Source organism: Adhaeribacter aquaticus DSM 16391, assembly GCF_000473365.1.
GTDB classification, from domain to species: Bacteria; Bacteroidota; Bacteroidia; order Cytophagales; family Hymenobacteraceae; genus Adhaeribacter; species Adhaeribacter aquaticus.
Genome location: NZ_KI421517.1, coordinates 1,995,781 through 2,007,570, shown reverse-complemented (window position 1 = coordinate 2,007,570; position 11,790 = coordinate 1,995,781). Strand labels below are relative to the sequence as shown.

Annotated in this window: 16 protein-coding genes and 1 pseudogene; 12 read left to right on the top strand and 5 right to left on the bottom strand. The window is 36.7% G+C overall.

The genetic code is table 11. The features are described 5' to 3' along the window. Positions 1–248: 248 nt before the first annotated feature. Complete coding sequence (locus ADHAQ_RS0110965; RefSeq protein WP_157433399.1) at positions 249–938, bottom strand: hypothetical protein; 690 nt, start codon at positions 936–938, stop codon at positions 249–251. A gap of 438 nt (positions 939–1,376) precedes the next feature. On the opposite strand from ADHAQ_RS0110965, the gene ADHAQ_RS0110955 reads away from it, so the two are divergent. Together ADHAQ_RS0110955 and ADHAQ_RS0110950 are read left to right on the top strand one after the other, a co-directional pair. Then, positions 1,377–2,603 carry a S8 family serine peptidase gene (locus ADHAQ_RS0110955; RefSeq protein WP_026462968.1) on the top strand — a complete coding sequence of 409 codons (1,227 nt, stop codon included), beginning with the start codon at positions 1,377–1,379 and terminating at the stop codon, positions 2,601–2,603. 743 nt (positions 2,604–3,346) lie between these two features. Next, positions 3,347–3,886 carry a hypothetical protein gene (locus tag ADHAQ_RS0110950; protein ID WP_026462967.1) on the top strand — a complete coding sequence of 180 codons (540 nt, stop codon included), beginning with the start codon at positions 3,347–3,349 and terminating at the stop codon, positions 3,884–3,886. Positions 3,887–4,814: 928 nt separating this feature from the next. On the opposite strand, the gene ADHAQ_RS28105 is transcribed toward ADHAQ_RS0110950, so the two are convergent. The 3 genes from ADHAQ_RS28105 to ADHAQ_RS28525 form a co-directional block, all read right to left on the bottom strand. Beyond that, positions 4,815–4,994: a hypothetical protein gene (locus tag ADHAQ_RS28105; protein WP_157433398.1), complete on the bottom strand. Its 180-nt coding sequence runs from the start codon at positions 4,992–4,994 to the stop codon at positions 4,815–4,817. A gap of 308 nt (positions 4,995–5,302) precedes the next feature. Beyond that, positions 5,303–5,557, bottom strand: coding sequence for a VOC family protein (locus tag ADHAQ_RS25330; RefSeq protein ID WP_211240583.1), 255 nt, complete (start codon positions 5,555–5,557; stop codon positions 5,303–5,305). A gap of 15 nt (positions 5,558–5,572) precedes the next feature. After that, positions 5,573–5,692, bottom strand: a complete 120-nt coding sequence (locus tag ADHAQ_RS28525; RefSeq protein ID WP_211240582.1) for a VOC family protein — start codon at positions 5,690–5,692, stop codon at positions 5,573–5,575. A 415-nt stretch (positions 5,693–6,107) separates the two neighbouring features. On the opposite strand from ADHAQ_RS28525, the gene ADHAQ_RS25325 reads away from it, so the two are divergent. The 9 genes and pseudogenes from ADHAQ_RS25325 (at position 6,108) to ADHAQ_RS27235 (ending at position 10,785) form a co-directional block, all read left to right on the top strand. Beyond that, complete coding sequence (locus tag ADHAQ_RS25325; protein WP_051359851.1) at positions 6,108–6,929, top strand: murein L,D-transpeptidase catalytic domain family protein; 822 nt, start codon at positions 6,108–6,110, stop codon at positions 6,927–6,929. Positions 6,930–7,362: 433 nt separating this feature from the next. Next, positions 7,363–7,551 (top strand): annotated as a pseudogene (locus ADHAQ_RS28865) (Arm DNA-binding domain-containing protein); the annotation flags it as partial. Next, entirely contained in the window at positions 7,537–8,130 is a 594-nt protein-coding gene (locus ADHAQ_RS28100) for a phage integrase SAM-like domain-containing protein (RefSeq protein WP_483756940.1), read from the top strand. The pseudogene ADHAQ_RS28865 and the gene ADHAQ_RS28100, both read left to right, overlap by 15 nt. Then, the gene (locus tag ADHAQ_RS28095) at positions 8,055–8,528 is read left to right on the top strand and encodes a tyrosine-type recombinase/integrase (RefSeq protein WP_245590662.1); all 474 of its coding nucleotides are present in this window, start codon (positions 8,055–8,057) and stop codon (positions 8,526–8,528) included. Before ADHAQ_RS28100 ends, ADHAQ_RS28095 begins: the two co-directional genes overlap by 76 nt. Positions 8,529–8,537: 9 nt before the next feature. Further along, positions 8,538–9,473, top strand: coding sequence for a hypothetical protein (locus tag ADHAQ_RS0110920; protein ID WP_026462965.1), 936 nt, complete (start codon positions 8,538–8,540; stop codon positions 9,471–9,473). 121 nt (positions 9,474–9,594) lie between these two features. Further along, complete coding sequence (locus ADHAQ_RS25315; RefSeq protein WP_034256749.1) at positions 9,595–9,948, top strand: helix-turn-helix transcriptional regulator; 354 nt, start codon at positions 9,595–9,597, stop codon at positions 9,946–9,948. A 2-nt stretch (positions 9,949–9,950) separates the two neighbouring features. Beyond that, positions 9,951–10,139 (top strand): hypothetical protein, encoded by a 189-nt coding sequence (locus ADHAQ_RS25310; protein ID WP_034256747.1) that lies wholly within the window; start codon positions 9,951–9,953, stop codon positions 10,137–10,139. Next, positions 10,132–10,383, top strand: coding sequence for a hypothetical protein (locus tag ADHAQ_RS27240; protein ID WP_026462964.1), 252 nt, complete (start codon positions 10,132–10,134; stop codon positions 10,381–10,383). The genes ADHAQ_RS25310 and ADHAQ_RS27240 overlap by 8 nt, the downstream gene beginning before the upstream one ends. Before the next feature lie 114 nt (positions 10,384–10,497). Then, positions 10,498–10,785, top strand: a complete 288-nt coding sequence (locus ADHAQ_RS27235; RefSeq protein ID WP_026462963.1) for a hypothetical protein — start codon at positions 10,498–10,500, stop codon at positions 10,783–10,785. Between the two features lie 62 nt (positions 10,786–10,847). Here ADHAQ_RS27235 and ADHAQ_RS0110900 read toward each other — a convergent pair whose 3' ends face one another. Further along, complete coding sequence (locus ADHAQ_RS0110900; protein ID WP_026462962.1) at positions 10,848–11,450, bottom strand: porin family protein; 603 nt, start codon at positions 11,448–11,450, stop codon at positions 10,848–10,850. Positions 11,451–11,630: 180 nt separating this feature from the next. Between ADHAQ_RS0110900 and ADHAQ_RS28090 the strand changes: the two genes are divergently transcribed. Beyond that, a complete protein-coding gene (locus tag ADHAQ_RS28090; protein ID WP_157433395.1) occupies positions 11,631–11,789 on the top strand; it encodes a hypothetical protein in 159 nt (52 codons plus the stop codon). Position 11,790 lies beyond the last annotated feature (1 nt).

Here is an 11,790-nt window from a genome sequence, read left to right as displayed (position 1 = left end):
AAGCTGAAGAAAATTTGAAGTTTTAAGATTTATTGAAAAAATTAAAATTGTTAAGTTTTCGTTTTTAAAAATTACAGAAATAAGTTAAAGCGGATCTTTAGTAATATATTTATTAACAGGCAAGAAAAGGTTTTTGGATTGATGTTGGTTACCTAAGGTTGCCATTGGGGATTGGCGGATATTTATAATATAAAAGGCTTCTGTGAACAGAAGCCTTTTATATTATATCTTATCTTTTAGATCTTAGTTTATAAAGGTTGCTTTCTTAAATAAAGAAAGTCGGGTTCGCTGTACCTGGCATTTAAATTCTGGTAAAACAAATTAGCCATTTCCAGGGCATTCCCCTCTGAATTTTTATCAGCGCTTACTATAAAACTTAAGTTAGATAATTTGTCTACTATTTTCACATTCGTTTTTGCCGCCAGGGATTTAAAACTACTCTCAGAGGATTCATTTTTTAAATTAACAAAGAATTGGTTTGTGATTCCTATATAATTGGTCGCATCAGCATTATCATAAACTGGGTTGGCATAAAGAATTTCCGGGTTCAGTTTTAATGTATTTAAAATCTCATCTACATGTCCACAATCATAAACATTCTTCAAAGAAACAACAGTAGCATCTGCACTGCCTGTATTTGTCTCATAAATTACCTGGTCTAAATTGCCATAGCTAGTTAAAATTAACTTTTTTTCCTCGGTAGTTATTTGTTTAGTAAAGCCGACTACAATCCGTTGCGTAGAAGCATTCCCTAAAGACCTTTCTTTATTTATGTAATAATAAAAACTGGGTGTACAGGCACCCAAAGGAGTTAGTTTTTTAGCTTGGTCTGTAACCTGAACTTCACTTAATGGTTTTGTTTCATTGTCTTCTTTTTGGCAACCAAGGGTCATGAAGAGTAAACCCGAAAAAGCTGATAGTAGTTTTATTTGCTTCATAGATATTGGGTTTTGTTTTTTTTACAATCCCCAATACGGGTGTTTTGTAATTAAGTGTAAAACTATATATAAATATTTATAAATATATTTTTCCGGATGTCCTAATGCTATCCAGAAGCTTTCTATAAAGGTATAATTGGAGAGATTAAAGATTAAACAGGATAAAAAAGCTTCTTTAAAATAAATATGAAAAATATATCATAAAATTTATTTAAAAAGTTAAAACCTTTATATAGGTTTTACGATATAGTCCATATAAATATTAGCATATAAAGATATAATATGCTAAGCTTAGAAAAAAATTATGGTTTAATTAGTTCTGGTTCTTTATTATTGGTCAACTATATGGCCAATCTGGAATTTGATTAAATACTTAAATGCCGAATAAAACCTTTAAATGTCCATTTTATGTTCAAACCTTTACGTCAATCACAACTTATGGGAAAAATTAAATTTAAGAAAGCAATTTCGTTTTTTGCCCTGGCTTCTGTATTCTCTATGGCTGCCTGTCAGAAAGAAGACCTGGCCGAAGACCAGACGGCTGTACCGGTTCCAAGTACGAGTGTGCAGGCTAGCAATGTGATAGAGGGGCAGTACATTGTAGTATTTAAGAGTAACACCCAAAGTACTACTCAAATTATTGATGATTTAGTTGCTGCCCGGGAAGTGGAGAAAGCTGGCATCAGAGGTACTTATGAGGGCCGCATCAAGGGTTTTTATGGCAAGCTATCCAAAAGCCAGGTGCAACTGCTCTTAAACGATCCGGAAGTACTTTCAGTGGAACCCGATCAGCTAATTTCTTTAGGTAAACCCACCAAAGGCGGTGGTGGTGGTGGCACAACGGAGCCAGCGCCGACTGAACCTACACCAACTGCACCTACTCCAACGTTTACAGTAGCTACCGGCGAAACTATCCCAAGAGGAGTGGCAATGGTAGGCTATGGCGAAGGTGCTGGGAAAACTGCCTGGGTGATTGACAGTGGCGTAGATAAAAACCATTCGGATCTGATTGTGGATGAAGCACGCAGCGTTTCTTATATACCAGGTAACTTCGCTACTGCGGATGGTTACGGCCATGGCACCATGGTAGCAGGCGTAATTGGGGCTAAAAACAATGGATCCGGTATTATTGGGGTAGCAGCCAATGCTACTATTGTATCTTTACGGGTGCTGGATGATGCAGGTGGAGGCAGCTTGTCTAATCTGGTTAAAGCGGTAAACCACGTAACCAGTAATGGAAAAGCCGGAGACGTGGTAAATATCAGTATCAGCGCGGGTGCTTCTTCTACTTTGGACAATGCTATTAAAAACTGTGCGGCCAAAGGTGTTTTTATTTCTATTGCTGCTGGTAACAGCTATGTAGATTGCAGCAACAACTCCCCACAAAGAGTAAATGCTACTAATGTTTACACCGTATCAGGCATGGATTACAACAAGTACTTCTGGAACAAATCTAACTTTGGTGCTCCGGTAGATCGGGCGGCTCCCTCTGTAAACATACAGACGACTACTAAAGGAGGCGGCTACACTTCTTATGGCAACGGTACTTCCTTTGCTGCTCCGCACGTAGCTGGTTTGCTCCTGCTGAAAGGCAACAGTATGTCATTTGATGGCTATGTAACCGGTGACCCGGACAGATACACCGATAAAGTAGCCAAACTGTAACAAGTAATTAACTATAACGAAACTAAAGGCCACTGATACAGTGGCCTTTTTTCATGAAAAGCCTGTCGTTGTATTTCCTTAAAACTATTTAACTTCATCTTGTAATTCCAAAGCGTTGAAATAGATGGTTAATTTCTTTAATCAATAATACGTAGTGAAGGCCCACACAAAGTAAAAAAAAGCTATTGCTTTGTATTTATGAAAAACAAAAGCACTTATTAGCTTTAATTTAGAATTACTTTTGTGTTAATAGAGAATACCGGAGTTAAACCAATAGAATCTGGATTCTTATAATAAAGTCCTGTTCCTGGTGTGGTTTAAATTTATAATAAACATTCCTGATTTTTTATAACAAAGTAAGGATGAAAAGGTAGTGTAAAAGTTTTTCCTGGTCGGCTACCTTGGGTGCTATTTCTTATCGCCTTGACAGTTTTAAGTATTTAGCTTTCATTTTTACCAGGTTCCCTCATTAACCTTTATTCAAATAAACTGGCAACTTTAAAGCTAGCGTCTGATGGTATATCTTCAAAAATAATTGCTCTGGGAATAAATTAATGCCTTCTTAAAATAAAGAAGGTTTACACAGTATAAGAAATGGTGGGCACTTTATAGGTGAATAAACATAAAATTAATACCTCTATTTATTAACTTAAGTAAAATAATTCAGTATATAATTATACTATTTGGTCTTTTAGTAGTTTTTATCAAGGTATTATTTTTCCACCACTTAAATTGAATTCCTTATGAAAAAGAACTTACAAAAATTATCGATTTTGTTTTTTACTGTTTTGTTTTCTGCTTGTTCCGTGTTCGATAAGGAATTTGGTGTAACTAATACAATACCCATTTCATTTACCTCAACCACCGGAAATACCATCAATGCGAATATCTCTAATATGGATTTTAATGATGGTGAAATTAAAAAGCATAAAGATAAAATAAAGGACCTGGTAATTGAAGGGATTGTATTTAAAGTAACCCAATTTACAGCTGCTACTAACAATACCGCTAATCCTATGTTGAATGGACGGCTGGAATACGCACCATCAGGAACAACTAATTTTAAGACTGCCACTGCTCTTTCCAATGTAGATTTAAAAGCACTTAATGCTTCTGGTACAGAGGTAAGTGCACCCGTAGATGCCACTAATAAAAATGATTTAACCAGTTTAATTGAAGGTGGGCAAAAGGTAGATTTCAGATTAGTCGGAACCACAACTTCGCCTTTTGCCTCTGCTACCATTGAATTTAAAATAAAATCAGAGTTAACTGCTGGTTTATAAAATCTTGGTTAATACAAAGCTTTAAATATAACCAAAGGAAGCAGGTGCCTTGATCCAGGTTTTATACCTCAGGGCAATAAATACTAACGGGCATAAGGGTAGGCGCTACCGGGATTTTATCGCCAGTCCAACCTGAAATTTTTAGGGGAACTAGTGGCATATGGCTAAGGGCGTTTTATCTCCGCTCCATCTGTGGGAATAGTCGGTTCCGATTGCCTGTTCTGGATAATTGAAATCGTATTGGATTGGCAGGAAATTATGGGACGATTTAAACACCAAAGTAGAAAATTAGGTTTTTGTATAAAGTATTTCCTTAAAAAGCGGACAGAAATTAAAGGGCTTTAAATAAAGAGTTGCCGATTTGAGACATACAAAACAACTTAAGAGTGATTTGAAGTAAATGGGCTTACAACAGTATCAGGGGTTGTAATTATTATAAAATTTTGGAATGGTATTGGTCTACGAAAAAAGTGATTACAGGTGCCTATTTGGACTAGATACACCTTTCTGTAAAGTTGAACAGATTTGTAATAATGTCTAGCAACAAGTAATATAAGCTCATTCCATAATATTTCTTTTACACTTGTTACCTAAGGACGAAGGTAGTAAAGCTTCTAAAAAAAAGAAACCTGCTGACAGGTAAGTAACAGCAGGTTTTTATCAGGTTATTAGCATTTAGCTTAATCCCGTATATCTTTTCCGGCTTTTTTCAGACGGGCCTGAACCCTGTTCTATGATTCATTCCAGTTATTTTTGAGTTTCTTCCATTCTGCTTTTGTTTTGTCATCCCAGGTGCTGCTTTTAGCTTCCAATTCTGCTTCCCGGCGTTTATATTCCGCTTTGCTCTCCTGCCATTCTTGTTCTGTAGCAGTTTCGGCTTTGGCCGAATTTTCTTTTACCCAATTAAAAAACTATTTAATTCTGCAGACTATTCTGATTGGGCTTCATCTACTTCTCTGTTGGCTTCATTGGGGGCTTCATTAGTTTCAGTCCGGACTTCTGTTGTCTCTTCTTCTGTATTTTGTTTAGTTTGTTGTTTACAGGACATAAATACACCAACTAAGGCCATTAATATCCCAGATTTAAAAATTTGAACTTTTACTTTCATAGTTTTATAGGTTTGTATAGTTTGTAAAAGTTTATATTTATTAATACTGAAATGGGCCGAAAGGAAAAAAGGATATAATAGCAGGTAATTCTGGTGTCGCATCCGTAAATTTCCGACTTGTGAATTATCATAAGGTTAGTAAAAATTGACCTCGAGGCGTAGCGCTTTCTTTATAGCTACCTAAGCTAAGCCAGTTTAGCACAAGCGTGCATTGGGTTGGGCACCGTTTCCTGCTTCGCATGAATTGGAGGAAGGTGGGCTTGGTTTAACTCAGGTTATGTTTGCTTCACGAGTCTGGTAAATTCGGATTATGAAATCTGAGTAGTTAGTTCTACGATATGCGCATCCGGGTCTTTGGTGTAGATGGAATGGAAATAACCGTGGTTCAGGAATTCGAATGTTAGTCCCAAACTTTTAAAATGAGCTTGCGCGCGGACAAACTCAGCTTGGTTTACATTAAAGGCAAAATGGGTAATCCGGACATTTTTAGACTCCCTATCCAGAACCGGATCGGCTAAATCAGCGGGGAATAAAGCAATTCTGAACTTGCCACTGGTCATCATAACCGGAAAATTGCCCTATTCTGGAAAATTTGCCCGTTGCAGTCCTAGTACCTTTTGGTGCCACCGCACCGATTCCTCCTGGTCCCGAACCTGTAGTGCCACATGATCTAGAAAATTTATTTGAAATGGCTTCATGTTGTTAATTTATGTTCAGGCTTGTCGGGTACAAAAATTTTATTTAGAATCATTCCTGAATGGTTATTACCTCCCTACCAAAAAATACCTGCTTAAGGCCAGGAGCATATTTCAGATCTTGTAATGGTAAACCCTTAGTAAGTCAGTCAATTCTCATCGAATACTTTGCCGGTTAAGGTAATTTATATTTGAATTTAAGGAAATATACCTCTAGTTAGTGGTTGTGCAAAAGTTGTTTTACATTTTATCTACCATAGCAGCTCAAGCCCTTAATGATTTTGACCTTCCTTATCAACAATTGTCTAAATTGGTTTTAAATAGTTTTCTGTTGTACGTTTAGCTTTATTAAGGGAAAACTAGTTGCTTTTACTCTAGATCACGTATAAGATTTATAGTTTCTACAAACTTTAGTTTTATGAAAAAAGAATTTGGCTTTCGTAATAAGTGGGGTAGAAAGCAAGCGAGAAAGGCCATTCCCTTATTTGCTTCCTTTTTCCTGGGGCAGTTTCCTTTACCTGCAGGCAATATAGCAGATAAAACTCCTGTTGTAAATTTTGCGCCTATGTCTGCCACCTTGCAGTTTATACAGTTTGAACTAGAGATTTATAATTTATATGAGGAAATTGGATTAGAAAAGGCCGGTTTAAATTTAGAGGTTTTTAACCAAGGCGTGGTTGGTTATTTAAATTTAATCAAGACCGGAGCAATAACAAATAAATCCACTTTAACCATTGCCGATTTTGATAAAAATTCTTCAGAAAAAAGATTGTGGGTAATAGATATTAACGCCCGCAAAATACTTCACCATACTTTGGTTGCGCATGGTAAAAATTCAGGTGTTGAAAGGGCTGAGCGTTTTTCTAATGTGTCTCAATCAGAAATGAGTAGTTTAGGCTTCTATGTAACCGAAGGGACCTATACGGGAAAACACGGCCTTTCCTTAAAAATAAGAGGTATGGACGAAGGTTTTAATAAAAATGCCTATAACCGGCATGTAGTAGTTCATGGTGCCGAATATGTGAGCGAAGAGTTTGTAAAGGAACATGGCAGATTAGGACGTAGTCAAGGGTGTCCTGCACTACCGATGGACGACCACCAGGATATTATTAAAGAAATTGAAGGTGGTTCTGTTTTATATTTACATGCTTCCATGGCTGATTACCAATCTTCGTATTTGGATCCGGAAACAGCCATGCATACTTATTTTTCAGAAGAAGTGTCGATAGCCAATTTGTAAGTAAAGGTGCCGAAACTAACCAGCTTTTGTGTTAAAATATTAATTTATTATTAATTGAATTAATGTTTTAAATGGAGTGGAAGGCTGTATGTGCAAATTGCATGTATATAAAAAAAGCACTTATAAGTTTTACCTCATAAGTGCTTTCTAATTAAGTGGAGAATATCGGAGTCGAACCGATGACCTCTTGCATGCCATGCAAAATATAAGCCTGTTCTTAGTTTTTTATCTGTTTTCATATTGTATGTAAATAGCTGGTAATTAATGAATAAAGGCTTTTTTATATTTATATTCCTTTTCATATATTCTTTATATTTGTGTGTACCCTTGTGTGACCCACTCCAAAAAGGTCATACACATAACAGCATAAAGAATGTTTAAATTTGAAGATAGCGGTGTGACTTTAGCCACACAATAAGAAACCCGAAAAGTAAATAAGGAAGGTTTGCACCCGGTTAGGGTAAGGGTTACTTACAAACGGCAACGAAGCTATTATTCTACTGGCAAGGCTCTATTTCAGGAGGATTGGGAAAAGCTGCCTACTGCTAAAGGTGAAGCTTTAAAAGCTATTCGGGTATCCATTCAAAAGTTCTCTAAGAACCTACGCCTGGAGGTAGAGGTTTTAACTAAACAAGATCAGTTTAGCCTGGAGGCTCTGAACAAACGGTTAAGTAATGCAACAGGGGACACCGTAAACACTGCTTTCAAAGCTAGGATTGACGATCTTACTGAAAATGGGAAGGTTAGTACTTCCGATTGGTATAAATACACTTTACGTAGTATAGCCCTCTTTGCCGGCCAGAATATCAAGTTCTCTCAAATCACAATCGATTGGCTAAAGAAGTATGAAAAGCATTTATTAAAAGAGAATAAAAGCTATACTACTATTTCCATGTACATGAGAGCTTTGCAGGTAATTGTAAATGAAGCTAAAGAAGCCGACATAATTAAGCCTACAGCCCATCCATTTGGCAAAGGTAAATATGAGATCCCACAGCACGAAGGCCGCAATATAGCCTTAACCATTAGCCAGGTTTCTGAAATAGTAAAGTATGAGCCGGAAAGTGAAACGATTGCATGTGCCGGGATTTATGGTTTTTCTCCTACGTCTGCAACGGCGCCAATATTACCGACATCTGCAAATTCAAATTTTCAAACATCCGCAATGGTGAGCTTTCATTTTACCGGCAAAAGACATTAGCCAAGGCTAAAAAGAAAAAGCTTATTCATGCTGTGATTACGCCGGAAATGCAAGCCATAATAGACAAATGGGGAAACCAGAATAAGCAGCCGGACAACTTTATATTCCCTTTTTTAAAAGGCGAAGAAACACCAACTGACGAAAGGCGCATCATTAAAAATATTACCCACCTGATTAATGATAAAATGAAGAAAATAGGGGAGGCCTTAGGCATTGGCAATATTAGCACCTATACGGCCCGACATAGTTACGCCAGTGTGTTAAAGCGATCAGGGGCAAACATTGCTTTTATATCGGAAAGCTTAGGCCATAATGACTTGAAAACTACTGAAAATTACCTAGCCTCTTTTGAGCAAGAAGAACGGGCAAAGAATGCTACCTTATTAACTAAGTTTTAATCTGGAACTATGGAAATCAATACTACCGAGAAAGGTGATTTAGATTCATTAATGAGTACTGCAGATGCTCATTTTAATCATAATCTACATAGCTTTTATTCTGCTTTTAGGGGGAAAGATAAAACGAATACTTTTAAGCCATTTGAGGTTTTTGCACAGGCCTATCATGATATTTATTTCTTTATAACTAACAATCCTACAAAGCCATTTGCACTTATAAACTTAGTAAATAAGATTTTTGAAGTAGAGCAATTTCACCAGGAGGAAAAGATAGTATTATTAATGCGTGTTTTAGGGATATTATCTCACCATCCTGATTTTGAAAATTATTCGATTTGTTTCAAGCAGTTAATTGATTTAAGGCATGATATTTTGCCCTGGAATGAAGATCCCGAAATCATTAATGAGGAAGTCCTTGATGTTATTAAAACTTATGATTTTGAATCAATAAAACAGCAGGTTTCCAATATTGAAGGGAAAGAGAATAAACTAAATTTTTTAAAAAATGCCCTATTTGATTTTAATGAGCAACTAATCAAAATGGATGATTTTGACAGGGAGTATTTGGAAAGCACGGGGTTTGAAGGTTTAGTATTGAATGAAATTAATAGGCTTAAAAGCTTAAACGAATTTGCCACCTCTACTATATATAATCCCCAAGGCACAAATGGCAATGAAAATCCATTTAAATCATTAGCTCAAATGGCTTTATTCTGTATTTATACTAATAAGCCTTTAAATGATAATAACGCTAACGAGGCAGTAAAAACCCTTTCCAATGGAGTTTGGAAAAGTGGAGAGGCTTTAATGAAAAAGCTTTATGAATCTAAAGTGGATCGGGTCGGGTTTGGGGAAAATAACGCAAAAAAAGTAAGTGATATTAAAGCGGCTATTGATTTTTTAGAGAGTATGGGCATTAATAATGATGCTGCAAAAATGAATTAAGGGAATTAGAAGCTAACATAAAAAAAGAAAAGAAAAATCTAGACTAGTTCCGACCGGTCGGAACTGATCTACCCCTTTTGCATCTACTGACATTTGTCTCATTCACTAACGAAAGAGACAAATGGAATTAATAGTAACAACTACTGAGCAACTCTCGCAGATTATAAGAGAGGAAATCAGAAAGGCTTTTAGCTCAAAACCACAGCCTGAGCAACTTCCAGACCGTTGCACTCTTGAAGAGGCTAAAGCAATCACAGGCTTTAGTGAATCAAAAATTTATAAGCTTACCTCAGCAAAGCAAATCCCTTGCAAGCATTTTGGTAACAGGTTAGTATTTTCTAGAAAAGAACTGTTAGCCTGGGTAGAATCCCAAACCATAAGCAGCGATGTTTCAGGAGAGGCCACTTTGCAATTAGCTAAAAGTGCTCGCCGGAAAAGTTTAAATGGTGCAGGAGGTAAAAGAGGGAGGGTTTAAAAGTGGACCATCTATCTCTTGACCATGCCACTAAATGGAGGCTCCTGCACTTTATCCAGGGCATTTCATTATCTCTTACAGTATCCAATACTTTCTTAACTATTGCCGCTTCTCGTTTCGGGCTTGACCTGGAACAGCTCAAGACTTGTATTGCTGAATACGAAGCTAAGGAGGGCCAGCAAAATGCTTAAAGAAGCAATCAATCCGGCTACTTTAGCCAATGCTGTTGGCAGTTTGGTGAATAAAGCTAAAAGCCTAAACACTGAAAAAGCGAAACAAAAGCAGGTCCTACATGCTGAAATACTTGATCAATTAAAAGCCAACATAAAGCCGGTAAACTTTAGTGAGCTGGCTGAACTGGAAGAAGATGAAAAGCTAAACAATAGCCACTTCCAAATAATTGTAGTTGAACAGGTTTTAATATTAGCTGAATAGAATAATTGGGGTATTTGCCGGAACCATGATTTTATATACTTATATAATGTAGCTTACTGGAGCCTGTTTGATGTAGAGGAGTTAAAGGTATTTCTAGGCGAGGCTGCCGAAAAGATGGGTGTAGACAAATTTAAAGCCCGTTATTTCCAGTTTAGAGAAAGACTCTATAAACAATTTATTACTCTGGCTAATTTGCCAAAACCAGAACAGCCTAAAAGCATTGTCTTAGTAAACCTGCAAAACGGGACCTTTGAAGTTACGCCAAAAGGAACCCGGTTAAGACCTTTTGAGCGATCAGACTTTATTACCTACCAATTACCTTTTGAATACAACCCAGAAGCAAAGGCTCCTTTGTTTGATGAATACCTAAACAAAGTATTACCAGACATCGCAAATCGTTAACTAAAAAATAAAAAAGGAACCCCACACAATAGGGTTCCCTATACTAAAAAGAAAAATGTTATTTATTTGAATTGATAGAAAATTCCCAATTGTCCTGCACGGGTACGTGCGGCCTTCCCAGGATAAACACCATCTTTATAAATATCTGATAATCCTAAATTAAAACGACCATCAATACCAAATCCAGATTTAGTTAAATATCCAAGTCCAAAGACCCAGGCAGCATTACCGTTTTGGATATCATTTTTCTTGGTTTCAACATTATTTGTCTGCTCATATTTAGCACTGGTAAGATAGCCAACCTGCGGACCTGTTTGGATTCTAAGACCCGTCCCAACCATATACTGAAGCAAAACAGGCACATTTATATAATTTAAATCAGTCTTGCCCGTGTAAATTGGTGATGTATATTCAGCTCCCTCTTTGGAATACATTACTTCTGGCTGAACTGCCCAGGTATCGTTCAAGTGAATATGTGCTAAACCTCCTATGTGGAATCCCATCCGGGGTTTGGCTTCACTATCTTGTACCATTTGCTCGTCGTTAATGCTTGTCCGATTAAGACCCCCTTTAAGTCCAAACTCTACTTTTTGAGCAGATGCTAAATGGATCGTAAACACACTTATTGAAAATAAATTTAAAAGTAAAAAACCTAATTTCTTCATTGATTTTAAAGTTAGTTTAATGATTCTATTGAAAAAGCTATTGGTTATAACTTATTTTCTGGAATACCGGATAACACTGAAAAAGGTTTGGAAGTCAAAGTTGATACTGCTTAAAGAGAGAGCAACCAGCATGAAATAAAAGAAAAGCTGGAGGAGATTAAGCAGCAATTACTCGATGTTTTGAAGCTAGATTTAATCGACCACTTCCAATTTAAAAACAGTATAGATTTCATTAATTCACACTTGCGGAGCATAGAACAGATCCATGCCAATGCGGAAGGACATTTGGGAATTGCGAAGAAAGTACTGGAACGGGAAATAAAAAAGCCTCTTGGTTAGG

Bases quoted from the DNA above. Each gene is read 5' to 3' on its own strand.
- ADHAQ_RS0110965 (WP_157433399.1), bottom strand. From the start codon at position 938: ATGAAGCAAATAAAACTACTATCAGCTTTTTCGGGTTTACTCTTCATG.
- ADHAQ_RS0110955 (WP_026462968.1), top strand. From the start codon at position 1,377: ATGGGAAAAATTAAATTTAAGAAAGCAATTTCGTTTTTTGCCCTGGCT.
- ADHAQ_RS0110950 (WP_026462967.1), top strand. From the start codon at position 3,347: ATGAAAAAGAACTTACAAAAATTATCGATTTTGTTTTTTACTGTTTTG.
- ADHAQ_RS28105 (WP_157433398.1), bottom strand. From the start codon at position 4,994: ATGAAAGTAAAAGTTCAAATTTTTAAATCTGGGATATTAATGGCCTTA.
- ADHAQ_RS25330 (WP_211240583.1), bottom strand. From the start codon at position 5,557: ATGATGACCAGTGGCAAGTTCAGAATTGCTTTATTCCCCGCTGATTTA.
- ADHAQ_RS28525 (WP_211240582.1), bottom strand. From the start codon at position 5,692: ATGAAGCCATTTCAAATAAATTTTCTAGATCATGTGGCACTACAGGTT.
- ADHAQ_RS25325 (WP_051359851.1), top strand. From the start codon at position 6,108: ATGAAAAAAGAATTTGGCTTTCGTAATAAGTGGGGTAGAAAGCAAGCG.
- ADHAQ_RS0110920 (WP_026462965.1), top strand. From the start codon at position 8,538: ATGGAAATCAATACTACCGAGAAAGGTGATTTAGATTCATTAATGAGT.
- ADHAQ_RS25315 (WP_034256749.1), top strand. From the start codon at position 9,595: ATGGAATTAATAGTAACAACTACTGAGCAACTCTCGCAGATTATAAGA.
- ADHAQ_RS27240 (WP_026462964.1), top strand. From the start codon at position 10,132: ATGCTTAAAGAAGCAATCAATCCGGCTACTTTAGCCAATGCTGTTGGC.
- ADHAQ_RS27235 (WP_026462963.1), top strand. From the start codon at position 10,498: ATGGGTGTAGACAAATTTAAAGCCCGTTATTTCCAGTTTAGAGAAAGA.
- ADHAQ_RS0110900 (WP_026462962.1), bottom strand. From the start codon at position 11,450: ATGAAGAAATTAGGTTTTTTACTTTTAAATTTATTTTCAATAAGTGTG.